This window comes from Pseudoalteromonas sp. T1lg24 (assembly GCF_002964745.1).
In the GTDB taxonomy this organism is placed as follows: Bacteria; Pseudomonadota; Gammaproteobacteria; order Enterobacterales; family Alteromonadaceae; genus Pseudoalteromonas; species Pseudoalteromonas spongiae.
The window spans coordinates 96,160-119,550 of record NZ_PQCB01000001.1; the positions used below are offsets into that span (position 1 = coordinate 96,160).

The window sequence follows — 23,391 nt, forward strand, 5'->3', positions numbered from 1 at the left end:
ATAAGCAGCCATTGGCTGCTTTTTATTTGCTTTAATTTCTGCAAGACTAAAATTAATGGTATAGAATTAAAATAAACCCAAGTAAAAAGGAGCGTTATGTCAGTATTAAAATTTAGCCGTTTTAGCGCACTTTTTTGCCTTGTTTTCGTGCCATTTTATGGCTATTGCGCAGCGCAAGCAGACGCCACTTCTAAGTCGGATATTTTTTCGTTAAGCCAATGCCAATGGCTTGCTGATCAGCCAAAAGATCGTAAAAGTAACTTTGATATTGAAAGCATTGATAACTCCAAACTACCCGATGCCCCCAATGCGATTATTAGTGATATTCGACTCGTTCGACATAATATTTTTGATACTAACAACCCTAAAGAAGATAACTTTTTATTTCGTGGTTTAAATACACTTAATATCGTCACCAAAGAACACGTTATTTTGCAGCAATTGCTGTTTCAACAAGGTGATAAATACGACCAACAACTGCTACGCGAATCAGAGCGTATTTTGCGTGATGCACGCTATTTATACGATGCTAAAATTGAAGCTGAACGTGATTGTGATGACAATATTGTGGTTACTATCACCACCAAAGAGTTGTGGACCCTCACCCCAGAAATAAGCTATAGCCGCAGCGGCGGTGAGGATAAAACGCAACTTGGTTTTCGCGATACAAACTTGCTTGGTTTAGGTAAACGCGTTTCGCTTTCCTGGCGTAGCGATGCCGACCGCACTGGTTATACTTTTATCTATGATGACCCAAATATATGGGGCAGCCGCTATCGTAGTCGTTTTGAATTTAGCGACAATGACGATGGTGAACGAGTCTATTTAGACTTTAAACTCCCCTTTTATTCACTCGCCTCACAGCAAAGTTATGGTGCTGTTACCTTAGATGATACAAAAGAGTTGCCACTTTATTATCGCGGTGATGTGGTATCGGAATTCAAACAAGAGAATCAAATTAACCAAGTATTCTATGGCCAAGGCAGTAAGCTGGGCAGCTGGACTAACCGTTGGCTTGTAGGCTGGCAACAAGAAGATTTTAAGTTTGAACAAATCGCTGCAACCACTTTACCGTTAGCCAAAGATCGTTCTCTTAATTACCCTTGGCTTGGCTATCAGCTAATTGAAGATAGATACATTACCTTGAGTAACTTCGACTCAATTGGCCGCACCGAAGATTTAAATTTAGGTTGGAATGTATTTGCCCGACTTGGCTATTCAGATGAAAGCCTTGCTGATGACGATAGCCGTGTTGTGCTTGAAGCCAGCGCAGCAAAAGCGTTTCATTTAAATGATAGTATGCTGTGGCGCTTGTACACCGGAGTGCATGGCTATTGGAACACAGAGCAACAAAAAAGCGAAAACTTACACGCTTACTTAGATACTAATTTTCTCTACAATAGCAGTAGCTATCGCGCATGGTTTGCTAATCTTTCACTGCGCTATGGTGGCAACTTAACAGCCGATCAACAGCTGACTCTAGGCGGTGATACAGGCCTTAGAGGTTACCCACTTCATTACCAAATGGGCGACCGCTCTGTGTTGCTCAATCTTGAAAAGCGCTATTACTGGGAGTATCACTTACTGCAACTGTTTAAAGTAGGTGGGGCTGTATTTTTTGATGTGGGTCGCGCTTGGTTCCCCGATAAAAACAACGGCGAAAATGGCCAATTTTTAAAAGACGCTGGCATTGGCTTACGTCTTGCGCCAAGCCGTGCAACTGCAAAAACCGTCATTCATATCGACCTTGCCTTCCCGCTCGATAAAGACGACGAAATAGATACAGTACAATGGGTAATTAAAGTTAAAAATCGTTTTTAATCTAACCGCTTTTTAAAACGCAGTGACGCAATGATCAAACCAAGCAGGGTAAAGCCCATTAACCAAATGGCATCATAGGTCATCTCACTCACTTCCACATCGCGCAGTACAATTGCCCGCATGGCTCTAATGTAATGGGTTGCAGGTAAGCCTTCGGCAATATACTGCGCGACTTCCGGCATGCCTTCATACGGGAACATAAAGCCTGAGAGTAAAATAGACGGTAACAACACAAACACAGTTAATTGCATGGCTTGCAGTTGCGATTTTGCAATAGTCGAAATAATTAACCCTAATCTAAGCTGGCTGAAATAAACAACAAGGTCATCAGCGCAAGCTGTAATAGCGACCCGACTACTTTGACATCAAATACTAAATAACCCAGCGATAAAATAATAGTGACTTGCAATGCGCCTATAAAAATAAACGGAATAATCTTCGCAAGCATTAACTCAAACGAGCTGATTGGCGTATTAATTAGCATTTCTAAATTGCCCCGCTCTCGCTCGCGCACAATTGCCGCGGAGGTGAACATCACCATGGTCATAGTCAAAATTACGCCAACTAACCCCGGTACAATATTCACCACACTGCGCTGGGCAGGATTGTAATATGGCGTTACCGCGAAGGTGGTGACTTGCCGATTAACAGGCTGCTTCATTAGTTCACCGAGCGGCATATTGGCAAGCCCTTTAATTGCTCCTGTAATCATAGTGTCGGAGCCATCCACCAGCCATTGTCCAATCGGCCTAACCAGCTGGTAATTACTTGAATTTGGCGTTGCGCTGCCTAGTGCTTGATGGCGAGAAAGACGCTCAGCAACGTCGCGCGGAATAACTAAAACAGCTCTTACTTTCGCTTGCGCCATGGCTTTTTCCGCCAAAATAACACTGGGATATTTGGCAACCACTTTAACCGTTTGACTGGCTTCAACCGTTTGTGTGAGTACACGACCAAGCGCCGAATTACTTTGATCTACTACCGCAACGGGAATATCACGAATTTGCGTATTAATCGCAAAACCAAATAATAACAACTGCACTAAGGGGATCATCACCACCATAGCAAAGGTGGTTTTGTCGCGCTTGAGCTGAAGCAACTCTTTTTTAACAATCGAAAAAATACGAGATAGATTCATATCGTTTGCTCCCGATTGCGCTCACCCGTTACGCTAACAAACACATCTTCAAGGTTCGGACGCACCGCTTTAGCGGCAACTACATCATCAAATTGTAAAAGCCATGTTTCAGCATCATTAACTGAATTATCAACAAGCACCCTAAGCCTTGCGCCAAGCTGAGTCGCAGAATGAATATACTGATGTGATTCTAAGCTGCGTTTAGTGCTGCGTGAATTGTTCACCTCTACTTCAACAACTTGGCAATTTAAATTAGCCATTAACTGTTCTGGCGAATCATCGGCACGTTTAATGCCTTTTTCTAAAATTGCCAATTTATGGCAGCGCTCAGCTTCATCCATATAATGGGTTGAGACCAAAATACTCGTGCCCAACTCACTTAAATCAAATAACTTCTCCCAAAAATCGCGGCGGTTTTCAGGGTCTACAGCAGAGGTTGGTTCATCTAAAAAAAGTAACTCAGGTTTGTGAATAGTGGCGCCCGCTAAGGCTAAGCGCTGTTTTTGCCCGCCACTCATGCTGCCTGCAAGCTGATTTGCTCTTGCTGCTAAATCATAAATTGCTAACAACTCATCAATACGACTGCGTTTATACTGCCCTTTTAAACTGTAAGCATCCGCTAAAAACGCAAGGTTTTCTGCTACCGTTAAATCATCATAAAGTGAGAATTTTTGCGTCATATAGCCAATTTTATAACGCAGTAAGTTAGCTTGTTTCGGCAGTGATAAACCAAGTACTGATACATCGCCACTAGTGGGCATTAACAGCCCGGTTAGCATACGAATGGCGGTGGTTTTACCGCAACCATTGGGCCCTAAAAAGCCGTAAACTTCGCCTTTATTTATGGTTAAATCAAGCTGATTAACAGCGATTACTTCACCAAACTGTTTGGTTAATCCGTTAGCATTTATAACCGCGTCACTCATGGTAGCGTTGCCTCAACTGGCAAACCAGAAGGTAAATCTTTGTATTTTGCTGGTAATTGGACTTCAGCAAGATACATTAAACGGGTGCGGTCATACTGATTAAGACCATAATACGGAGTAAAAGCAGCTTCATGGGAAAGCCAACGCACAGTGCCATTTATTTGCTCTGATTGCTCGGCAATAGTAAGCGTTAGGCTGTCGCCCACCTTTAATTTTGCCCGCGCTTGTTGTGGCAAATAAATGCGCGCGAAAGGCGCTTCGCCCGCCAGCACAATCGCAACAGGGCTACCTAAGGTAACTCGCTCTCCTAAGTTCCAAGGTAAGTTATCCAAAAGGCCATCACGGGTTGCGGTGATATTAAGCTCGCTAAGTAATTTTTCTTCTGCACTAAGTAACGCTTGCTGGGCTTTAACATTTGCTGCGGCGACTTGTAAATCTTCAACTCGCGTGCCGTTAGTAAGCTCGGTTAATTGCTGCTTTGCCGCTTCAACATTAGCGGTTGCTGCATCTAAATTGGCTTTTGCACTGTCTAGGCTGATTTTTGGTGCGAGATCTTTTGCTACAATTTCAACCGCACGGTGGTAGTTCTGCTGCGCCTCTACCAAGTTAGCCTTATTAGCAGCAAGCGTGGCTTGCGCTCTTGCCACCTCTTCTTCGCGGGCACCGTTTTTAAGTTTAATAAAATGTGCATTCGCAGACTCTAAATCGGCTTTCACTTTGGCAACACGGGCTAATTGCTTAGTATTATCTAATTGCGCTAGCACATCCCCTTGTTTAACCATGCTGCCACGTTCTATTGGCAGCGCAATTAATACCTCGTTGACTGTTGCCGAATGGGTAATGCGATCACGCTCTAACGTGCCAAGAGCAACACTCTGCTCATCACTGCACCCAGCTAATAAAATAAACACGAAAATATTAAGCCACGCTTTCATCTGCCTGAACTCCCTATCAAAAATAAAGGCGAGTCTTTAAGCTAGCAAAAAAGCGTGAAAAATAAACTATTTAAATTATGAAAGGCGTGTTTTTAATGAGCAAACATGGGTTAAATCAAATTTGCTCAATATAAAAAGAAGGGTTGAAACTGAAGTCGGTTTAATTATGAGAAATCAAATTTTAATCAACGCTGACTATATTCAACAAGCTCTCTACGCCCCCCGATAAACTTAGTCGCTAGTATCTTGTCACCTTTAATATCGCTGATATAAGAGGTGTCTTTGTCTAATGTAGCCACTGTTTCTAGTTTATGATTAGTTAAATTGTAACGCCAGAAATTAGCTTTTAGATCAAGACCGTAGATGTTATCACCGATAGTTAACGCATAATTACCTTCTAGTTTTTGATTAAGCATTGTAAGTGCCTGCGCTCCATTATTTGCTTGAAGCCAGAAATTTCCTTGCTGATCTACGTAAACAATTTGATTGCCCTTGATGTACGTTGCCCACGAAACGTTTTGAATATTGAGGTCGGTTGTCTCACCTGTGTTAAGGTCAACATCAAATAATTGCTGTTGGTCTGATTGATTGTCTATAACCAGCAATTTATGTGCAATGGTCCACGGTAACACCAAACGCACAGCAACAGGTGACTCAACCATTTGATAACTGCCATCCAAATTAACTATAGCGATGTGATTATTAACGTTCACCACTAAACTATTCCCATCCGGCGCCCAATCGTATCGCGTGCTTTTGAGGCCTTGTTCGAACTTAGTTAATTGGTAGGTTTTATTATTATCTTTTATCCACAGTTGACGCTCTCCTGAACGAGAAGAAACAAAAGCAATTAAATTACCGTCAGGTTGAAACTTAGCATTAAGATCGGGGACAGTGGAGCGTGAAATAATATCAAACTCAGTTTGCTCACCATCTAAGGTTAAGTAGCCAATATCAAAGTCTTTAGTTCCATAAGTGACAGCAAACTTTGTTTGATCAGGATGGTAACTCGGTGTCCATAATCCGGTATGACTAACTGGATGCATGAGATCTAACTGACCATCTAAACTCAATCGATAGATCTTGCCTTCTATATCAGTAATGAAATGGCTACCGTCTGGAGCAAATTTAATGAAAAACCGCTCATACACTGAGTGGCTGGCATGACGTTTAATTTCTGCCTCACTTTTGACTTCACCTAATAGTGTTAAAGTTCTCACAACATTCGAATTTTCGCGGCCTAAAGTAACCGTCGCCAAAAGGCCTGATTTGCGCGAATAATCTAACGAGTAGATGCGCCCGGCATGATCATGTGGTACCTGCGATATTTGATTGGAAACAGCATCGTAGATAACCAGCTTTGGTTGATTGCTCTCTGGCTCTGGGTATTGAAGTAAAGCGATACGTCCGTCATTTAACCATGTTGGGTGAGTCGTTTTTATTTCTGCACAGTCATAACGCAACTTATTGTTTGCGTTTCCGTTCCACGCATGAGCAAAATCCAAGGTTTGTAATTGCCAACACTGTTTGACTTCTGTTGGTGTATCAGAGCAATCTGATTGCAGCACAAATGCTAATTGTGAGCCATCAGAAGACCAGCTCAATTGACTATAGTGACCAGGCTCGGTACTTAATCGCTGCTCTTGATTATTGTTCAGATCTTTTGCCCATAAATGACTTTCACACTGACCGACAAATCGATTAAAAACTAAGTATTTACCATCAGGAGAATAAGCTGCATTGTATTCTTGTTCATCACTGGCGGTAAGCGGTGTTACTTGATCATAAATAACGGGTTTAGATGGCCATAGAATAATAAGCGATAAAATAGCGATAGCAATAACAGCAAATAACAACCCGTTTTTTCTCAACTTAGATTGTTCAGGTATTAACTGCGGGGTTTGCTTAGTTTCAATATTTTCCCAACGAACATTGGCTTCTAAACTATACCCTTTTTTTGCGTGGGTTTTGATAAACGCTTGTTTTTTACTATCGTCACCAAATGCCTTTCTCAATTGAGCAATCGCTCTTTGTAGCGTATTAGGGCCAACAACGCTGTTTTCCCAAACGATATCCATAAGCTCATCATGACTCACTACTTCGCCAGCGCGTGAAGCCAAAACTTCTAACACCTTAAGTGCTTTTGGTGGAATAGGCGTAGCCTGTTGTTGATGCTCTATTTGATTACGAGAAACATCTATAAAGTAGTTATTTACCCAAAACGCTTTGGTCATAAAAGAGACGACAGTCCTTATTCGTTGTGCGCCAAATCTTACCTCGCTCTTTGCCTCAAAATAAAGAAAAAATAAAGAAATCAGCTAAACGTCAGGTTTTTTTCATGTGCGTCAGGTCGCATACAGGCAAGTTGGAGCAATAGTTATTTACTATCACTAAGGAAAGAGAGAAAGACAATGAATTTACCTAGCAAAAACATAATAACAATAGCCTTTTTGACTAGTTTAAGCAGTATGGCTTCTGCTGAAACTAAATTAACGGGGCCTTATCTAGGGCAAAAAGCGCCGGGATTAACAGCTGAAGTATTTGCACCAAACATTATCTCAACAAAAGGCTGGGAATATGGCGTTGTTTTCGCACCAAACATGAAAGAAATGTACATGGTTCGAGAAGTAAATGCTGACACAAAACCAGAGCAACAATTTGTCGTATATGAAAAAGACGGTGAAAACTGGACCGTTCGTGTCATCTCTAAACGCGTTGGTACGCCGACGTTATCTCCGAATAACAAAATCATGTTTTTTGGTAGAGGTTATAAAGAGCGCACAAAAGATGGTTGGTCAGAAATGAAAAGACTAGGCCCAGATTTTGAACCTTATCGCATCATGCGTGTAACCTCTTCTCTAAACGGTACGATAGCATTTGATGAAGCTGGCAATAACGGTAATGGGATTTTGCGTTATTCAACTATGGAGCACGGCAAGCTAAGCACACCAAAGCCATTCCCAAAAGAAATTAATACAGGTATGTGGAATGCTCATCCTTTTATCGCACCTGATGAAAGCTATGTAATATGGGACGGGCAAAGGGGTAAAGACACCCGTAATTCAGATCTATTTATTAGTTTCAAAGAACTAGATGGATCTTGGGGAGAAGCGATTAAATTTGGTGATAACGTCAACACCCCTGAAAATGAGTTCGCCGCTCAATTATCACCTGATGGCAAATACCTATTCTTTAACCGTAATGGCGACGACCGCAGTGTAGATACCTATTGGGTAGATGCAACAGTCATTGAAGACCTAAAACCAGCTCACATTAAAAAATATCTAGCCAAACTAGGTCCATTGCCAACAGCGGAGCAAGCTTCGGGTTCTCTTTGGGATATCCCTGTACTGACAAAAGCATTTACTAATATCAAGCCAGTATCGACAGATAGCAGCCTAGTTACAGGGAAGCTACCTCTTTCAAAAGATAAGGCATCAGCGATTACTAACCTAGCAAAAGAAATTGGCGAAGGTAAACATGGAAAATACGACAGTTTGTTAATTGCTAAGAACAATAAACTGGTTTTTGAAAGCTACCACCAAAGAGGCCGCTTTGGGTTAGCTCATGGACAAGCTTCAGCAACGAAAGGATATACTAGCTTGATCGTTGGCCGTGCAATCCAGTTAGGCTATTTATCCATGGCCGACTTACATAAACCGCTAATCAGCTTCTTAAAAGAATTAGACACGAGCAAACTAGTGGCTGGCGCCGATAAGATTACGCTACATAAAGCACTAACGATGCAAGGTGGTTTAACAATTGATCGTGATAAATGGCAAGAAATTGAAAAAGCACCAGAACAGTTAAAAGGCCAAAAACTAGTGCAATGGCTTTTACAAGAAAGCGCAGCAATCACTGACGAAACGCAATCGTACAAATACGGTAATTTCAACCCAATGCTTGTCATGACTGTAATCGATGCGGTGGTTCCTGGTGGTGCGGAAGTATTTATCAAGACAGAGATACTAGACAAACTAAACATCTCTAATTACAAATGGGACACACACGCAAGTGGCTTACCACAAGCAGGATGGATGGTTAGTTTAACGTCACGGGACATGATTAAACTTGGTAATGTTGTTGTCAATAAAGGTAAATGGCAAGGAGAACAGTTTATTTCGCCAACTTACTTAAGCAAAGCAACAAGTAATATTATCAAGCCAGTAGAAGACTGGATGCCTGATGAATACCGTTATGGTTACTTCTGGTACAGTATGCCTGTAGTGGTTGAAGGTAAAACATATGAGCTTAATGTCGCGTGGGGCGGTGGTGGAAACCGAGTAATCGTAGTTGAAGAGCTTGGCTTAGTTATCGCTATTACCGGTCATGACAGGGAAGATACCATCATGAATCAAATTTCAGATGTCGTTATTCCAGCGTTTGTTAGTTAATGAAACAAACCTATTGAGCCTAAAAAGGGCTAGTTTTTTGAACTAGCTCTTATTTGATGCTTATAACCCCTAAGCATCTAGTGAATCTTTGCTATGCAGATTGAGCCGACACTAATTTGCTAGACATCTCTTAGTAAATTTTTAAATAAAAGATGCCTACAGTGTTTGGAGAAGATCAATCGTAGAAGTCTTTACGAGATTGATGTTTGATTTATTGCTTAAGGGTTTAAGTAGTGAGGCAAAGTTATAAACACTTAAGCTTCATAACAACGAAGACAAATTTTAATTCTTAATATTCAAATAAATTAAGAGTTTTCAGTACATAAGTGACAAGGTGGTTGTCTTCTATGCAGTTTCAATAGTCTTCATTTAAATTAACTCAAATCATAATTAACAGGCTTGACCGCAGGCCCAGCCGGAGCTCCATGCGAATTGAAAGTTGTAGCCCCCAAGCCAACCGGTTACTTCGGTTACTTCACCAATAAAATAAAGCCCTTTAACTTTATTCGCCTCAAATGTTTTAGAGCTTAATTCAGCGCTATTTACACCACCTAAAGTAACTTCAGCAGTTCTATAACCTTCTGTTCCATTAGGTTTTATTTTCCAGTTATGAATAAAATCAGATAACTGCTCAATTTCAGTGTGAGATAACTGATTAATCGCTTTATCTGGAATATCACCACCAGTTACTAAAATTTCAATAAAACGCTTTGGCAATACACTTCCAAGCACATTTTTAAGTGATTTTTGACCATTAAATTGACGTTGTGTATGAATTTCACCCGCAAGCTCTATCTCTGGTAACAGGTTAATTGAAACCGCCTGACCCGCGCGCCAAAATGATGAGATTTGCAGTATTGCTGGCCCCGATAAGCCTCGGTGGGTAAACAAGATATTTTCTTTAAACTGTGTGCCGTCTTCAGCGGTAACAACACTTGGTACACTAATGCCCGATAAAGCTTCAAAACGTACCTTATCGTGTTGATGTAGCGTAAAAGGCACTAAAGCAGCCATTGTTGGCAATACCTCTAAGTCGAACTGCTCTGCAATTTTATAACCGATTGGTGTAGCGCCTAGTTTTGGCATAGTTAAACCACCAGAAGCAACCACCAGCGATTCACAACTATAGCTTGCTTCACTGGTTGTTACGGTAAAACCACTTTCGGTTTTTTCCACGCTCAGTACTTCTTGGCGAAGTTGGATTGTCACCCCTGCCCATTCGCATTCGGTTAATAAAATATCGACAATATCTTGCGCTGAGTTATCGCAAAATAGCTGACCGAGTGTTTTGTGGTGGTAGGCAAGACCATGGCGATCAACGAGCTCAATAAAGTCATGTTGGGTATAGCGGCTTAAACACGATTTAACAAAGTGGGGATTGGTACACAGATAATTTTCTGGTGAGGCATTTTCGTTGGTAAAATTACAACGGCCGCCGCCACTAATCAGGATTTTACGGCCCGGTTTTTTACCCATATCAATCACGGTTACAGAGCGTCCACGATAACCGGCTTGTGCGGCGCACATTAAACCAGCGGCACCCGCCCCTATAACCAATACATCAACCTGAACCATTTTTATTACCCGCTTCGCTATTTTGGCCGCGCATTATAAACAAAAAAAGCCGCAGATGCGGCTTTTTGAGTCAATAAAGTGATTATTTTACTTTAGATAAATAATCAGCAATTGCTTCTAGCTCTTCATCAGTCACATTAGCAACCATTGCTTTCATCGCAGAAGCCATGCCATTGTTGCGCTTGCCTGATTTAATGTCTTTCATTTGAGCAAGAGCGTACTCTTTGTTTTGACCTGCAAGTTTAGGATAAAGTGGCATAATTGGCGCTTTACCTTCAGCCCCATGACACGTTTGGCACATTTTAGCTGTATAAAGTGCTGCACCATCCGCTGCGATTGCATTGCCTGACGCCATGCCCACAAGTGTTAAAGCCGCTACACTGAGCGTTTTTGAAAGTTTATTCATATTATAATTCCATCTCGACGGTAAATAATTCTCAATTGCAATATACTGTTGAATCAACAAGTTAAACTCGCACTAACCTATTGTAGACCACTTTCATACTGTTTTGTAAAGATAAAACCGTATAAAAAACAAACAAGCATGCAAGATTGAGTCGCTAAGCGAACGTTATCTTGCGTTTGATCAAATTTATTTACTTAACCACAAACAAAAATGCCTCAATAAATGAGGCATTTTTTACACAGTGGATTACCACATGATGTCATCTGGTATTTCAAAGTCTGCGTAAGGATCATCTTCATCCTTTTGATCTTTTTCCGGCTCGGCATGCAGTACAATATACTTTTCGTCTACCTCAGCAATTTTGCGTGCAGGTTCATCAGGTAGTACATAGAACTTGCCCTCTAAATAGCAAATAGCCAACAAACCTTTTACCAGTTGTTTGTGAGTAATCTCATTAACTTCAAGTTCTTTGATTTTGCTTTCAAAGGTAAAGTTAAAGGTAACATCACCACTAATTTCGTCTTGGTTGTGATGCTCTAGAATTTGTTTAACGCGAGCTACCTGCTCTTTTTCTTTTAGTTCGGCCTGCTTCTGCGCATTTACTTCAGCTGCTTTTTTAGCTTGCTCAGCTTTAGTTTGCTCAATATGCTTTTGCAAATCGGTTGGGTTACTGGTTGCGCCTTTTTTCTTCTTCTTTTTGTTTTGTTTACGCTTTTCTGATTTAGCAACCTTCATATTATGCTCAGTAGTAAGGCCTGCTTTTAGCAACTGATCTTGTAATGAACCCATGATTAATTCTCTTATAAAAGTATTAGCGTTATTTTATAACAGCCATTCACCAGATGTGAAGCCAGCATAACTTAAATCAAGGAAAAGTTAGCTTAAACTAAGGTTAAGCAATTAAAAATACGGTACAATTTGGCCGTTATAAACAACCCTCTCTCACCATGAAGTTTATACATTTACTTTTGTGCTCGGTCTTTACGTTTTTTGTATTATATGGACCACAGCCAATTTTGCCTTTACTGGCAAAGTCATACCATTTGACGTCTGCGCAGGCGGGCTTGCTAATGACCGTAACTATGCTGCCATTGGCGGTTGCACCATTAGTTTATGGCTACCTACTACTTCGTATAAACTCACTCTCATTATTAAAAATAGCATTGTTTTTATTGGGTATTAGCTGTGCGTTATTACCTTTATCGCAAACGTTTCAGCAATTACTTATTATTCGATTTCTTCAAGGTTTACTACTGCCGGCAGCGCTCACCGCAATGACCTCGTATATTGGCGAACATTATCGCTACAGCTTTTTGAGTAAAGCAGTCACAAGTTATATTTTAAGCACAATTGCAGGTGGATTTTTAGGACGCGTTGTCAGCGCTTCAATAAGCGAATACACCCATTGGCAGGTTTATTTTTATTTGCTCGCAATTGTATTAGTACTGTTATCACTTAGTCTTGCCAATAAAAAAGTACGTGATTATGTCGGTCAAAGAAACGTACCGGCATCACTCAAAGAGAATCTACACAAGGTAACTAAAGGCAGCACTTTGTACCTTTATTGCGCCGTATTTGGCATGTTTTTCTGCTTTACTGCGCTATTAAATTACTTACCTTTTATTTTGCAAAACGATTATCAGTTTACCAGCTCAAAAGATATTGGTTTGGTGTATTCAGGCTATCTATTAGGTGCTTGTTTCTCATTATTAAGCACCCGTTTGCAAAACCTCACACAAGGTAAAGTTAACTTACTAGTGATTAGCTTTGTGGTTTATGCGCTCAGTATTACAAGCTTATTTTCAACCACGTTTCCGCTCTTTTTTATTGGTTTTACGGTGTTTTGTGGGGCGATGTTTATTATTCATGCCAGCGCCTCTGCATTGCTTAACCAAATCAGCTATGCGCCCAGCTCGCTGACTAATGGGCTGTATGTATCTTTTTATTATTGTGGCGGTACGCTGGGGTCATTTTTGCCAGGGCTTATTTATCAGCACGCTGGCAAAAGTGCGTTTTTAATGACCTTGCTACTGATGTGTGTTGCTTCAGGCTTACTGGTGGCTAAATTTAAACGCTTACAAACTCACTAACTCAACACTGTGATTGGAATATTCAAATACTTTAAGTAAGTCGTTTTTCCGCATTAACCAAGTTTGGGTATTATCAAATGGATGGCAGTGAAACAAATCAGATTGCCATATCGCATCGTCCACCCATAGTTGCACCGCATTTTCCGCATCATTTAAAAGCGCTAACATGGAAACACACCCCGGTTTTACCGCTAAATATTTCGCCAAGCGTTCATTTGAGGCAAAGCCCAAACGTGACAATCCTTGTGATTTTGATAAAGCTTTTAAATCGACCTGCTTATTAGGTGACGTAATGAGCAAAAAATGTCGCTTGCCGTAATTATCGCGTAAGAATAAATTTTTTAAGCGTGTTCCGGGGCGTTCCAACAACAGACGATCTGCCTCTACTGCGGTATGTAGCGGCGGATGTGATATTTTTTCACAGTCAATTGCCAGCTCGCTGAATACCTTTTCAAGAAACGCAATATCACTCATCGCAGCGCCCGCTTAATCTTACGCTGTAATCGCGCCATTTAACTTCTTCTATTTGATAACTATCTTGGCAGTAGTTTTTCTTTTTTAATTCAGCATCAAGTTGCAGTGCCGCTTTATCTTCAAGATCGAGCTTAAGTGATGATGAGTCGACAAAATTCTCTTGTTTTAATAATTTTTTAATCTCTGACTTTGTCAGCTGACGCTTTTTATTTATGAGCTTTTGTGAACCCGCTTTGACCGTAACTAAATATGAAAATAACTTAGCGCCGTCATTGTCTGTTATCGTTCTTAGCTGTTGATTAACTATCTCAAAATCTTCAGGCTCTGGTGCCGACTTCGCACAGCCAATTAATACTGTTGCGCCCAGCACCGTTATAATTATTTGTTTCATTAAGGATTCCATACTGCTTGTGGCAACTTAATTGTTAAACACGCCATGGTTGGCGGAAAATATTCAGAAAACGCCATTGACTGCCAATCATCTTCAAACATATCTACCAACACTAAACCGTTATCTAGCTGACCTTTAATTTGCTCTTCAAATGAATGACTAAACACCAGTGGCTCATCTTGCTCTTTTAGCAATGCCAGTTCTGCTTGGGTTAAGTTATTAATGTCACTAAAGGGTAACTTGTGCCTTACTTTAGTAACGCCTTTTTCAGCCTCAAACCAATCAAATATATACGCTGCAGGATTGATAAAGCCACTTAGTAAACGCCCGTTTACTTTTAATACACGAGCAGCTTCTGCCCAAAGGCCAGAGATATCAGGCACAAAATTATTAGAACAAGGGTGGAAAATTAAATCAAAGCTTTCATTTTCAAAACAGCTCAAGTCTGTCATATCACCTTTAACGGTTGTTAACGTTAGGCCATCGCGCTTGGCAACCTGCGCATCTTGCGCAAGTTGATTTTCAGATAAGTCAAATACGGTTACATTAGCACCCGCAGCCGCTAAGATAGGTCCTTGCTGACCACCACCAGAAGCAAGACAAAGCACTTTTTTGCCTTTAAGATCGCCAAACCAGTTATGAGGCACACTTTTATGTGGTGTTAAAACAATTGACCACCCACCTTTTCGTGCCGCGTCTACTTGTTCAGTCGTGACAGGTTGAGTCCACTCATTATTTGCTTCAACCTGTTTATTCCATGCATGATTGTTATAGTTTTTAATATCCATTGGTCTCTCTCGCACAATTAATGTGCAAACAAGCGAAAATTATCTTTTATGCTACAAAAAATACTTGACCAGTGACAGAAAAAAAATTAAAGTTCTGCCCGTTCAAACGCAACACGGTTTGAATGTCCTTTTTTGGAATGTGGGGCTATAGCTCAGCTGGGAGAGCGCCTGCCTTGCACGCAGGAGGTCAGCAGTTCGATCCTGCTTAGCTCCACCACTTTCCAACCTCTCTTATTTTTAAATTCAATACCAAGTATTTCAAATAAAAATCTCTCGCTAAATTAATCTTGATATAATGCAGCAAATTATTCTTTTTTCTGCTTATTATGTCCCCTGAAAAGCAAAGCTTAACCTTTTTACACTCTGCCGTTTTATTATTTGGTGGCACTGCACTGTTTGCCAAGCTAATCGGTCTTAATGCGCTAGATATAACCGTTTATCGTACTGCCGTCGCAGCAATTGCTTTGTGTGCTTTTTTGTTTTTTACACGCCAAGCTATTTTATTAAAACAAACCAAAGATTACGGTGTAGCCTTGATCCTTGGCGTGGTTGTAGGCCTACATTGGGTAACTTATTTTGCTGGTATGCAAATGGCCGGCATCACCATAGGCATCATCGCATTTTTTACCTACCCTGTGATGACCGTCTTTATGGAGCCACTGTTTTCAAAGCGCCTACCTCATATGCAAGATGTGTTTATTGCCATGATGGTGTTACTTGGGGTTTACTTGCTTGTACCGGAAGCAAACCTTGGTAATCAAGTTACCCTTGGCATAGTAACAGGCATGTTCTCGGGATTTTTATTTGCTCTGCGCAATATTCTGCACAAGCGCTTTTTTATGGGTTACTCGGGGCCGCAAACGATGCTTTATCAAACCCTTGTTGCAAGCATAATGTTATGCGCATTTGTTGAAGTACCTCTTAACCTAGTTTCGCAACACGACCTCTATTTACTTTTACTTGTTGGTGTAGTGTTTACCGCAACCCCACATGCTTTATTTGCCGCAAGCCTTGCTCATTTAAGTGCTAAAACCGCAGGCTTAATATCATGCTTGCAGCCTTTGTATGCTAGTTTTTTCGCCTTTTTACTGTTACACGAAAAAATAACACTGACGACATTAATTGGTGGTTCGTTGGTGATTAGTGGCGCATTTTTTGAAACTTATCTAGTTAACAAACAAGCTAAGGCAGCAAAATAATAAAATACTAGTTCTGTTAAGCCTGTGAGCAAAAATCAATCAGCGCCCTGCAAAGCTGAATTATAGCTATTGCTTAGTACAGGTAAACAGGCACGTTACTAGCAAGCAATCTATCTAGCATGATTAGCTAATAAGGTGAATTACGATTTAGCTTTGAACAGATGTTGAAAATCTTGATTGATTTCAAAGTAATTGTGCAATTTAACCGTTAAGCTGTGGTAAGTTGAGTGCGAGATAAACTTTTGACTAAGAGCAAGAAGGGTTAGTACATGAAAGTTTTTGCCCACCGAGGCGCCAGTGGTTTGTATCCTGAAAACACACGCTCAGCGATATTAGCGGCGTTAGAATTGGGTGTTGATGGCATTGAAATTGACTTACAAAGTACGCTCGATGGTTTTGCCGTTATTCACGATACCTGGCTTGACAGAACAACCAATGGGCGAGGAAAAGTTAACAAACTTACACTTGCCGAAGTGCAACAATATGATGCCGGTAACGGACAAACCGTACCAAGCATTGAAGAAGTATTTCAATGGGTTAATAATCAAACGTTATTAAACCTAGAGCTCAAACATACCTTCGCACTCGATAAGCTAGTCAAACTAATCGAACAACAAGTTCAATCAGGGCTGCTAACACGTGAAAACCTTTTAATCTCCTCTTTTGACCATCACCAGCTAAAATGGCTTAAACAACAATTGCCTTGGGTAAAAATAGGTGCATTAACCGGCTCTATTCCGCTGGGGTATTGTGAATTTGCTGAACGATTAAATGCCTACAGCGTGCATGTGGATAAAAATTTTATCAACTGCGAGTACGTTGCCGATGCAAAAACAAGAAACTTAAAGGTTTTTGCCTATACTGTAGATAAACAGGAAGACATTGACGATATGCTTGCGCTTGGTGTAGATGGCATTTTTACTAATTACCCCTCTAAAGCACAAAGCTTTCTGTTGCAAAAATAATCCTAACTATAAGCATATAGCTTAGTTACCTAGGGGCATTTAATGGACCAACAACAGCAAGATTTATTTTGCTTTCGCAGTGAAGCATCCCGCCTACTCCTTTTATGCAATACGCAATTAACGCTAAGCCTGAATCAAAGCGATCAAGATATATTAGAGTTAAGCCAAGTTTTTCAAAACCTTGCGAACATTTGCAGCAAACTTGAAAATGAAAAAAGCACTTCGTCGAAATTAGATGAATTACACCAACAAATACAGCACAGTGTAAACAATGGGGTTATGGCATTTCAGTTTTACGATAGACTGACACAACAATTGTCACATATTCAGCAAACGATGGATCAATTGAGCCATTTGATTCAAGATAATGATAACTTAGCCGATGAAGATAAATGGCAAGGATTGCGCACCCAATTAAAAAATAGTTATTCAATGGAATCTGAACATCAAATTTTTCAAGCAATTATGGATGGTAAAACCAAACAGCAAGCGCTTGAATTACATCGTCAATTAGAACAACAACAGGACGATGACGATGTTGAGCTTTTTTAAAGGGTAAAGGTCATTTAAGGCATGCAAAATGAGTTCTTTATATATGCAATTATACGAAAAAATTGAAAAAACCTTTTTCTTTACACTAACACGCAAAATTTTTGGCAATTTGAGCTTTCTATTTGCCTTTCAAGTTATTACGTTAATTTGGCTGTACCAAGAGCTGACTGATAATGGCCATATTGATATGAGCTATTGGTTTATCGCGTTAATCAGTATTGGCAGTTTCTTCTTTACCTGCTTTTACATGCACTTTTTAATTGTACGCCCGATCAATGCACTAAAGAAAACACTGACAGATATCAATGAGAAAGGCGCTGATTTAGCAACCCATTTACCCCAGTTTACCTTTGATGAGTTTCGTGAACTCAGCGAACAATACAATACCTTTGTTTCGCGTTTAGAAGCATTATTAAAACAGGTGTATGAAAAAGCTGAACTTGCTGAAATGACCAATCAAAACGTGACTAAGTCGATGACTGAAACCAATCGTATTGGTGAAGAGCAGCTAGCACTTAGTAATACAATTTTTACCGCCAGTGAAGAAGTTAGCCAAAGCCTAAATCAAATTTCACAAAATACCCAAATGACCTTTGATGCGAATGTTGAAAACCTGAGTAAAGTTCATACCTCTGCCAATGAAATTGGAAATCTAGTAACTAAAATTCAGCGCATGACCGAATTACTAGGCAGCTTCGCCACAACCGTGGGTGGCTTAAAAGAAAACTCAGACAACATTCGAAAAATCCTCACTATGGTTGAAGAGTTTTCAGACCAAACCAACCTACTAGCGCTTAATGCCGCAATTGAGGCAGCACGCGCAGGTGAAGCCGGTCGTGGCTTTGCTGTGGTAGCAGATGAAGTGCGTTCACTGTCAGTAAAAGTTAACGATGCAACTCGCCAAATTAATGATTTTATTAATCAAATGAATACGCTTGTTGGTGAAACAAACCGCGAAACAGAGCAATTAATTGAGCAATCGAGTAGTGCTGAAAGTTCGATAGCAAATACTAATGATGTGTTTAGCCAAATGACTAAAGAACTAGAAAGTAACCAATCTCAGTTACAAGAAATTGTTGCGGCCGTGCATCAGCTGGAACATACGCAACAACAAACCCATTCCTCGGTACAACAAATTGTCGAGCTAGGCCATATGGCGAAAGATAATATTACCAACGCCAATGAAAATAGTAGAGAGCTACAGTGTCAAACATCTGATACTAAAAAAGATCTCGAACAGTTTATTTAGCCTAAGCGATGGATTACCAAGCCAGCGAAATTTTTGATACTTTCAAAACTAGCACTGATAAGAGAGGGTTAAGCCCTCTCAACATCAAAAGCTAATACCTCTGATATACGCTCGGCGCCAAGTGCCAACATAATTAGCCTATCCACTCCTAACGCTACACCTGAGCACTGTGGCAAACCATAATCAAGCGCCGCTAAAAATCGCTCATCAATAGCAACCTCTGGTAAACCTTGCGATGCTCGCTTTTGATTATCATCAACAAAGCGCTGTCGCTGCTCAGAACCCTCAGTAAGCTCATCGAAGCCATTAGCTAACTCCATACCTTTAAAGTACAGTTCAAAACGCTCAGCAACGCGAGGATCTGCGCCATTTAGTTTAGCGAGTGCCGCTTGTGATGCAGGGAAATGATAAACAAAACAAGGTTTTTGCTGACCTATTTTGGGTTCAATACACATGCAAAATAATAGCTGTAACAAAGTATCTTTATCGTTTTCTTGTGCAGCAATATGCTCAAACCCTTGCTCTGCGGCAAGCGCAGAAAGCTCTTCGATAGATGCGGAGAGTGGATCACAGCTTAAATGCGTTAAAAAAGCGTCTTGATAAGTGATACGCTCTGCTGCTCCACACCCTAACAAACTCATCATTAAGTCATTAATTTCATCCATTAATTGCGCTGCATTAAAGTGAGGTCGATACCATTCTAGCATTGTAAATTCTGGATTATGATGACGGCCCGCTTCTTCGTTACGAAACGCTTTTGCCAACTGAAAAATAGCGCCAGAGCCGGCGGCAAGCAATCGCTTCATAGCAAATTCCGGCGATGTTTGCAGATAAAGTGGTAGGCCTTTAGCAAATCCAGGGCCGACAAAATGAGTACTAAAACTTGCTAAGTGAATATCGGTAACGCTTGCCTGCGATAAACTGGGCGTTTCTACCTCCATTACATTTCTTTGGTAGAAAAATTCACGAATTGCTTTAATGATTTTTGCCCGCGCGTTTAAGTTTTCGATTGATGCACTTGGCTGCCAATGGACTGTCATGATGGTTACTCTTAATTATGGCGTAAACAAAAATCCCAGCTAGCGCTGGGATTTTTTTTGAAATAAAATCAAAATTTATTTTTGCGCACGACCAACGTATTCGCCAGAGCGCGTGTCTACTTTGATTACTTCACCAATTTGAACAAACAGAGGAACACGTACAACCGCACCTGTTGTTAAAGTAGCAGGCTTACCACCGGTACCAGCAGTATCACCTTTAAGACCAGGATCTGTATCTGTGATCTCTAGCTCAACAAAGTTTGGTGGCGTAATTGAGATTGGGTTACCGTTCCAAAGAGTAATGGTACAAGTGTTGTTTTCAACTAACCATTTAACGCTATCGCCAACTGCTTTTTCGTCAGCAGCAACCTGTTCAAACGTTTCGTTATTCATGAAATGCCAGAACTCACCATCTGTGTATAGATAATCTAGCTCGATATCCATAACGTCTGCAGCTTCTACACTTTCACCTGATTTAAATGTTTTTTCTAACACTTTACCAGAGATAAGTTTACGTACCTTTACACGGTTAAATGCCTGGCCTTTACCCGGTTTTACAACTTCGTTTTCAAGAATTGAACACGGCTCGCCATCTAACATAAATTTTAGGCCGCCCTTGAACTCATTGGTGCTATAATTCGCCATCGTTTCCTCTATCGCAAAATTTTTTACATAATTGATCGGCTAATGATACAAAGAATTGAAGCAAATTTGCATACTAACTGGCAAAAAGAATTAGCAAATGCCATTTCCGACCCAAAAATACTGCTTAAGTTACTGGAAATTGACTCAAAAAATTTATCAGACGACATTGCCGCGAGAAAGCTATTTGCTATGAGAGTACCACTTCCATTTGTATCACGAATGGAAAAAGGCAATCTAAACGATCCATTACTTAAACAAGTTTTACCACTTGCGGATGAGTTTGAAACACACCCAGGTTACACAAGCGATCCATTAGAAGAGCAAAATAACCAAACTCCGGGCCTGCTGCACAAATATAAATCGAGAGTATTGCTTATTTTTCGTGGTGGTTGCGCTGTAAACTGCCGTTATTGCTTTCGCAGACACTTCCCCTATCAAGATAATCACCAAAATAAACAAAGCTTACTGAGTGCTCTTGATTACATAGCAAAGCATCCCGAAATAAACGAAGTGATTTTAAGTGGTGGCGACCCGCTGATGGCTAATGATGAAGCACTAATGTGGTTTATTGAGAAGCTAGAAGCAATTAACCATGTCACACGCATGCGCATTCATTCACGATTGCCGGTGGTGATCCCTGCACGTATTACGGAAGCATTCTTAGCAATTCCCACTCACACTCGACTCAAATTGATTTTAGTAACGCATATTAATCATGCGAATGAAATTGACGACGCATTAAAAAAGCAGCTTATCGCTGTAAAACGCGCGGGATATACCTTATTAAATCAAGCGGTATTATTAAAAAGCATTAATGACACAGTGGCAGCACAAATTTCGCTTTCTGAACGTTTATTTGAAGCGGATGTATTACCGTATTATTTGCACGTGTTAGACAAAGTACAAGGCGCCCACCACTTTGCAATTACCGATGCCCAGGCGATTGCATTACATCGTGAATTATTAACTGAGTTACCTGGCTTTTTAGTACCTAAACTAGTACGTGAAGTTGGCGGAGAAAAAAGTAAAACGCCATTAGATTTAGGACTTTATGATTTTTAGATAGAATGTTAACGCGAGAGGATAAAAGTAAACCCCCAAAAAATACTGGGGCTTTACTTCGGGAGCTTAGAAAATAACTCTTAGTTTAATAATAAACCTCTTACGTTTGCACCAGGACTAAACGTAAACATCAATATTATTACCTAAGCTTGCAGTTGGTTTACTTGGGCTTGGCAGCGACTGCATTGTTTGCGTTGCAGCTTCAATTAAAGCAATAGCTGCTTTACCATCTGCCTGTTGCTGACGCTTTGCGAGTGACGCGCTAAGTACTTCAGCACTTTCACTGCTATTCATCGTAGGCAAACTTGCACCTGATATATTCATCATGACCTCACCTGTAAATTAAACTGTGTTACTATATCGGCTAAGTATAGTGAGACTTTAGTAATTTTTTATCATGAATTCGATTATTTCTGAGCTAAACAACAATCTTAAAGTATTATATCGCCAAGCTATTGATGCAGATGGCAAATTAGACTCCTTACAGCAACAGGGCAAAGGTAAATTTTCTACGCTATTTAATAAAGACAGTGGTTTTGCTATCGAGGCAAAACGATTTAAACCATATGTGCTTGAGGTTGCAAGTGAAGTTGAAACACTTTCAAATCAAGAAAGCGTAGATCAAGCATTACTAAAAAATGTAGTGATAAAAATGCAACACTTGCATCAGTTATTAGCAAGCTTTAAGTAAGTAGCCTATAATTTAATAAGTAATGTTTTTGTAGAGGTTGTCATGTCTGCCGTATCTCCCGTTACTGCAGGAAGTGAAATTGCCGTTTCTACGACAAGAAAGGTTACGCCTGACAGTAATAACACTAACATCAGTACTGATTTAAATGAGTTCAATCAGGATATTGTCAATATTTCAAAGCTCGCGAGAGAAAAGCAACAGCAATCTCAGTTAACGGCAGAGCAGGAAATAAAACAAATTCAAACTGATGTTATTCGTGTAACCAGTTCGATTGGCCAGTCGAAAGCGGCTGGCAACTTAAGTGAAACCCAAGCAAGTAAACTCTACAAAGAAATAGCGGCACTATTATAGTGCCGCTATTTTTTCTTAATTGGTTTACGATTAGTTGGCATCAATTTTTGACACTAATTGGTCTTCAAACCAATCTGTAATAAGACGCTTTTCGTGCATAAACTCTTCGTCTCGACCACGACGAATTTTGTCCATAAAGCTCATGTCTTTTAATTCAGCATCACCTTTATCCACCAGCTTGCCATTGGCATCAGTTAACGCATAACTAAATTTAAGCTTTGGAAAATGAATTGGTTTAACAATGCGCATTTCTCTGCCACCGCCAAAACGTACATCGCCAGCAAGATCGATATCGTTAATTGTCACACCCAGCTTATAGCCTTCAGGCAACTTCTCAGCTAACTCTTGAAAATGCTTGGTAAATTGCTTTTCGATTCGTTTGTGATAGCCACCACGTGTTTCGTTTGCTGCACGTACGTCGGTGAAATCGTTAAATTTCCCATACGTTACACTTGCCTCACCTGCAAATACTGAGAACGGTGAAATTGTTACAACACTTAATAATAGTACCTTCGCTAATTTCATTAGTATGCTCCTAGAGAACTGGCAAGTGTAAAGGGTCACTCGCTATGTCAATTTATATTTATTATCTATCCTGACACTTAATATACGCTTAACACATAATATTTTCATAATTATTGTAAAAAATTAACCCTAGATTAGCACTAGACTTAATCGACAAAGGTATGTTTTAAATCA

The 23,391-nt window shown here is 40.3% G+C and carries 23 protein-coding genes, 1 tRNA gene and 1 pseudogene; 11 read left to right on the plus strand and 14 right to left on the minus strand.

Annotated features, from left to right (window positions below; genetic code table 11):
• Positions 1-96: 96 nt before the first annotated feature.
• The gene (locus C2M30_RS00375; RefSeq protein WP_105170274.1) at positions 97-1,821 is read left to right on the plus strand and encodes a BamA/TamA family outer membrane protein; all 1,725 of its coding nucleotides are present in this window, start codon (positions 97-99) and stop codon (positions 1,819-1,821) included.
• Here C2M30_RS00375 and C2M30_RS00380 read toward each other — a convergent pair.
• The 4 genes and pseudogenes from C2M30_RS00380 to C2M30_RS00395 all read right to left on the minus strand — a co-directional run bounded on the left by C2M30_RS00380 (position 1,818) and on the right by C2M30_RS00395 (position 7,054).
• Positions 1,818-2,959 (minus strand): annotated as a pseudogene (locus C2M30_RS00380) (ABC transporter permease). The gene C2M30_RS00375 and the pseudogene C2M30_RS00380 overlap by 4 nt on opposite strands.
• Complete coding sequence (locus C2M30_RS00385) at positions 2,956-3,885, minus strand: ABC transporter ATP-binding protein (RefSeq protein ID WP_105170275.1); 930 nt, start codon at positions 3,883-3,885, stop codon at positions 2,956-2,958. Before C2M30_RS00385 ends, C2M30_RS00380 begins: the two are co-directional and overlap by 4 nt.
• Complete coding sequence (locus C2M30_RS00390; RefSeq protein WP_105170276.1) at positions 3,882-4,820, minus strand: HlyD family secretion protein; 939 nt, start codon at positions 4,818-4,820, stop codon at positions 3,882-3,884. Before C2M30_RS00390 ends, C2M30_RS00385 begins: the two co-directional genes overlap by 4 nt.
• Before the next feature lie 185 nt (positions 4,821-5,005).
• Positions 5,006-7,054, minus strand: a complete 2,049-nt coding sequence (locus tag C2M30_RS00395; RefSeq protein ID WP_105170277.1) for a winged helix-turn-helix domain-containing protein — start codon at positions 7,052-7,054, stop codon at positions 5,006-5,008.
• 234 nt (positions 7,055-7,288) lie between these two features.
• On the opposite strand from C2M30_RS00395, the gene C2M30_RS21430 reads away from it, so the two are divergent.
• Positions 7,289-9,214: a serine hydrolase gene (locus C2M30_RS21430; RefSeq protein ID WP_199775857.1), complete on the plus strand. Its 1,926-nt coding sequence runs from the start codon at positions 7,289-7,291 to the stop codon at positions 9,212-9,214.
• Positions 9,215-9,604: 390 nt separating this feature from the next.
• Here the strand turns inward: C2M30_RS21430 and C2M30_RS00405 are convergent, their stop codons facing one another.
• The 3 genes from C2M30_RS00405 to C2M30_RS00415 all read right to left on the minus strand — a co-directional run bounded on the left by C2M30_RS00405 (position 9,605) and on the right by C2M30_RS00415 (position 11,984).
• Complete coding sequence (locus tag C2M30_RS00405) at positions 9,605-10,789, minus strand: NAD(P)/FAD-dependent oxidoreductase (RefSeq protein ID WP_105170279.1); 1,185 nt, start codon at positions 10,787-10,789, stop codon at positions 9,605-9,607.
• An 82-nt stretch (positions 10,790-10,871) separates the two neighbouring features.
• Entirely contained in the window at positions 10,872-11,144 is a 273-nt protein-coding gene (locus C2M30_RS00410; RefSeq protein ID WP_394228488.1) for a c-type cytochrome, read from the minus strand.
• A gap of 297 nt (positions 11,145-11,441) precedes the next feature.
• Positions 11,442-11,984 carry a DUF2058 domain-containing protein gene (locus tag C2M30_RS00415; protein WP_010562096.1) on the minus strand — a complete coding sequence of 181 codons (543 nt, stop codon included), beginning with the start codon at positions 11,982-11,984 and terminating at the stop codon, positions 11,442-11,444.
• Between the two features lie 158 nt (positions 11,985-12,142).
• Between C2M30_RS00415 and C2M30_RS00420 the strand changes: the two genes are divergently transcribed.
• Positions 12,143-13,285 carry an MFS transporter gene (locus C2M30_RS00420; protein ID WP_105170280.1) on the plus strand — a complete coding sequence of 381 codons (1,143 nt, stop codon included), beginning with the start codon at positions 12,143-12,145 and terminating at the stop codon, positions 13,283-13,285.
• Here C2M30_RS00420 and C2M30_RS00425 read toward each other — a convergent pair.
• Genes C2M30_RS00425 through C2M30_RS00435 form a run of 3 tightly spaced genes read right to left on the minus strand, consistent with a single transcriptional unit; the run spans position 13,271 to position 14,938 of the window.
• The gene (locus C2M30_RS00425; RefSeq protein ID WP_105170281.1) at positions 13,271-13,759 is read right to left on the minus strand and encodes a prolyl-tRNA synthetase associated domain-containing protein; all 489 of its coding nucleotides are present in this window, start codon (positions 13,757-13,759) and stop codon (positions 13,271-13,273) included. The genes C2M30_RS00420 and C2M30_RS00425 overlap by 15 nt on opposite strands.
• Positions 13,752-14,150, minus strand: coding sequence for a hypothetical protein (locus C2M30_RS00430; protein WP_105170282.1), 399 nt, complete (start codon positions 14,148-14,150; stop codon positions 13,752-13,754). The genes C2M30_RS00425 and C2M30_RS00430 overlap by 8 nt, the downstream gene beginning before the upstream one ends.
• Positions 14,150-14,938, minus strand: a complete 789-nt coding sequence (locus tag C2M30_RS00435) for a class I SAM-dependent methyltransferase (protein ID WP_105170283.1) — start codon at positions 14,936-14,938, stop codon at positions 14,150-14,152. The genes C2M30_RS00430 and C2M30_RS00435 overlap by 1 nt, the downstream gene beginning before the upstream one ends.
• A gap of 141 nt (positions 14,939-15,079) precedes the next feature.
• Between C2M30_RS00435 and C2M30_RS00440 the strand changes: the two genes are divergently transcribed.
• The 5 genes from C2M30_RS00440 (at position 15,080) to C2M30_RS00460 (ending at position 18,903) form a co-directional block, all read left to right on the plus strand.
• Positions 15,080-15,155 (plus strand) — tRNA-Ala (locus C2M30_RS00440).
• A gap of 109 nt (positions 15,156-15,264) precedes the next feature.
• The gene (locus C2M30_RS00445; RefSeq protein ID WP_105170284.1) at positions 15,265-16,137 is read left to right on the plus strand and encodes a DMT family transporter; all 873 of its coding nucleotides are present in this window, start codon (positions 15,265-15,267) and stop codon (positions 16,135-16,137) included.
• Between the two features lie 269 nt (positions 16,138-16,406).
• Complete coding sequence (locus tag C2M30_RS00450) at positions 16,407-17,102, plus strand: glycerophosphodiester phosphodiesterase (RefSeq protein WP_105170285.1); 696 nt, start codon at positions 16,407-16,409, stop codon at positions 17,100-17,102.
• A gap of 42 nt (positions 17,103-17,144) precedes the next feature.
• On the plus strand, positions 17,145-17,654 hold the full coding sequence (locus tag C2M30_RS00455; protein ID WP_105170286.1) for a hypothetical protein: 510 nt from the start codon (positions 17,145-17,147) through the stop codon (positions 17,652-17,654).
• Positions 17,655-17,682: 28 nt separating this feature from the next.
• Entirely contained in the window at positions 17,683-18,903 is a 1,221-nt protein-coding gene (locus tag C2M30_RS00460) for a methyl-accepting chemotaxis protein (RefSeq protein ID WP_105170287.1), read from the plus strand.
• 68 nt (positions 18,904-18,971) lie between these two features.
• Here C2M30_RS00460 and epmA read toward each other — a convergent pair whose 3' ends face one another.
• Positions 18,972-19,943: an elongation factor P--(R)-beta-lysine ligase gene (gene epmA, locus C2M30_RS00465; RefSeq protein ID WP_105170288.1), complete on the minus strand. Its 972-nt coding sequence runs from the start codon at positions 19,941-19,943 to the stop codon at positions 18,972-18,974.
• 75 nt (positions 19,944-20,018) lie between these two features.
• A complete protein-coding gene (efp, locus tag C2M30_RS00470) occupies positions 20,019-20,588 on the minus strand; it encodes an elongation factor P (RefSeq protein ID WP_010562106.1) in 570 nt (189 codons plus the stop codon).
• Positions 20,589-20,630: 42 nt separating this feature from the next.
• Here efp and epmB point away from each other — a divergent pair, with 42 nt between their 5' ends.
• Positions 20,631-21,650, plus strand: a complete 1,020-nt coding sequence (epmB, locus tag C2M30_RS00475) for an EF-P beta-lysylation protein EpmB (protein ID WP_100914179.1) — start codon at positions 20,631-20,633, stop codon at positions 21,648-21,650.
• Between the two features lie 117 nt (positions 21,651-21,767).
• Here the strand turns inward: epmB and C2M30_RS00480 are convergent, their stop codons facing one another.
• Entirely contained in the window at positions 21,768-21,974 is a 207-nt protein-coding gene (locus tag C2M30_RS00480) for a hypothetical protein (RefSeq protein ID WP_038642861.1), read from the minus strand.
• A gap of 73 nt (positions 21,975-22,047) precedes the next feature.
• Between C2M30_RS00480 and C2M30_RS00485 the strand changes: the two genes are divergently transcribed.
• Together C2M30_RS00485 and C2M30_RS00490 are read left to right on the plus strand one after the other, a co-directional pair.
• Positions 22,048-22,341 carry a prephenate dehydrogenase gene (locus C2M30_RS00485; RefSeq protein ID WP_100914181.1) on the plus strand — a complete coding sequence of 98 codons (294 nt, stop codon included), beginning with the start codon at positions 22,048-22,050 and terminating at the stop codon, positions 22,339-22,341.
• Between the two features lie 42 nt (positions 22,342-22,383).
• A complete protein-coding gene (locus C2M30_RS00490) occupies positions 22,384-22,692 on the plus strand; it encodes a hypothetical protein (protein ID WP_100914182.1) in 309 nt (102 codons plus the stop codon).
• 30 nt (positions 22,693-22,722) lie between these two features.
• Here the strand turns inward: C2M30_RS00490 and C2M30_RS00495 are convergent, their stop codons facing one another.
• A complete protein-coding gene (locus tag C2M30_RS00495) occupies positions 22,723-23,217 on the minus strand; it encodes a DUF3016 domain-containing protein (RefSeq protein ID WP_105170289.1) in 495 nt (164 codons plus the stop codon).
• Positions 23,218-23,391: the final 174 nt, after the last annotated feature.

Excerpts from the sequence above, each read along its gene's own strand:
- C2M30_RS00445 (WP_105170284.1), top strand. The coding sequence starts at position 15,265 with ATGTCCCCTGAAAAGCAAAGCTTAACCTTTTTACACTCTGCCGTTTTA.
- C2M30_RS00485 (WP_100914181.1), top strand. The coding sequence starts at position 22,048 with ATGAATTCGATTATTTCTGAGCTAAACAACAATCTTAAAGTATTATAT.
- C2M30_RS00410 (WP_394228488.1), bottom strand. The coding sequence starts at position 11,144 with ATGGCGTCAGGCAATGCAATCGCAGCGGATGGTGCAGCACTTTATACA.
- epmB (WP_100914179.1), top strand. The coding sequence starts at position 20,631 with ATGATACAAAGAATTGAAGCAAATTTGCATACTAACTGGCAAAAAGAA.
- C2M30_RS00425 (WP_105170281.1), bottom strand. The coding sequence starts at position 13,759 with ATGAGTGATATTGCGTTTCTTGAAAAGGTATTCAGCGAGCTGGCAATT.
- C2M30_RS00435 (WP_105170283.1), bottom strand. The coding sequence starts at position 14,938 with ATGGATATTAAAAACTATAACAATCATGCATGGAATAAACAGGTTGAA.
- C2M30_RS00480 (WP_038642861.1), bottom strand. The coding sequence starts at position 21,974 with ATGAATATATCAGGTGCAAGTTTGCCTACGATGAATAGCAGTGAAAGT.
- efp (WP_010562106.1), bottom strand. The coding sequence starts at position 20,588 with ATGGCGAATTATAGCACCAATGAGTTCAAGGGCGGCCTAAAATTTATG.
- epmA (WP_105170288.1), bottom strand. The coding sequence starts at position 19,943 with ATGACAGTCCATTGGCAGCCAAGTGCATCAATCGAAAACTTAAACGCG.
- C2M30_RS00390 (WP_105170276.1), bottom strand. The coding sequence starts at position 4,820 with ATGAAAGCGTGGCTTAATATTTTCGTGTTTATTTTATTAGCTGGGTGC.
- C2M30_RS00385 (WP_105170275.1), bottom strand. The coding sequence starts at position 3,885 with ATGAGTGACGCGGTTATAAATGCTAACGGATTAACCAAACAGTTTGGT.
- C2M30_RS00430 (WP_105170282.1), bottom strand. The coding sequence starts at position 14,150 with ATGAAACAAATAATTATAACGGTGCTGGGCGCAACAGTATTAATTGGC.
- C2M30_RS00460 (WP_105170287.1), top strand. The coding sequence starts at position 17,683 with ATGAGTTCTTTATATATGCAATTATACGAAAAAATTGAAAAAACCTTT.
- C2M30_RS00490 (WP_100914182.1), top strand. The coding sequence starts at position 22,384 with ATGTCTGCCGTATCTCCCGTTACTGCAGGAAGTGAAATTGCCGTTTCT.
- C2M30_RS00375 (WP_105170274.1), top strand. The coding sequence starts at position 97 with ATGTCAGTATTAAAATTTAGCCGTTTTAGCGCACTTTTTTGCCTTGTT.
- C2M30_RS00450 (WP_105170285.1), top strand. The coding sequence starts at position 16,407 with ATGAAAGTTTTTGCCCACCGAGGCGCCAGTGGTTTGTATCCTGAAAAC.
- C2M30_RS00415 (WP_010562096.1), bottom strand. The coding sequence starts at position 11,984 with ATGGGTTCATTACAAGATCAGTTGCTAAAAGCAGGCCTTACTACTGAG.
- C2M30_RS00395 (WP_105170277.1), bottom strand. The coding sequence starts at position 7,054 with ATGACCAAAGCGTTTTGGGTAAATAACTACTTTATAGATGTTTCTCGT.
- C2M30_RS00420 (WP_105170280.1), top strand. The coding sequence starts at position 12,143 with ATGAAGTTTATACATTTACTTTTGTGCTCGGTCTTTACGTTTTTTGTA.
- C2M30_RS21430 (WP_199775857.1), top strand. The coding sequence starts at position 7,289 with ATGGCTTCTGCTGAAACTAAATTAACGGGGCCTTATCTAGGGCAAAAA.
- C2M30_RS00455 (WP_105170286.1), top strand. The coding sequence starts at position 17,145 with ATGGACCAACAACAGCAAGATTTATTTTGCTTTCGCAGTGAAGCATCC.
- C2M30_RS00495 (WP_105170289.1), bottom strand. The coding sequence starts at position 23,217 with ATGAAATTAGCGAAGGTACTATTATTAAGTGTTGTAACAATTTCACCG.
- C2M30_RS00405 (WP_105170279.1), bottom strand. The coding sequence starts at position 10,789 with ATGGTTCAGGTTGATGTATTGGTTATAGGGGCGGGTGCCGCTGGTTTA.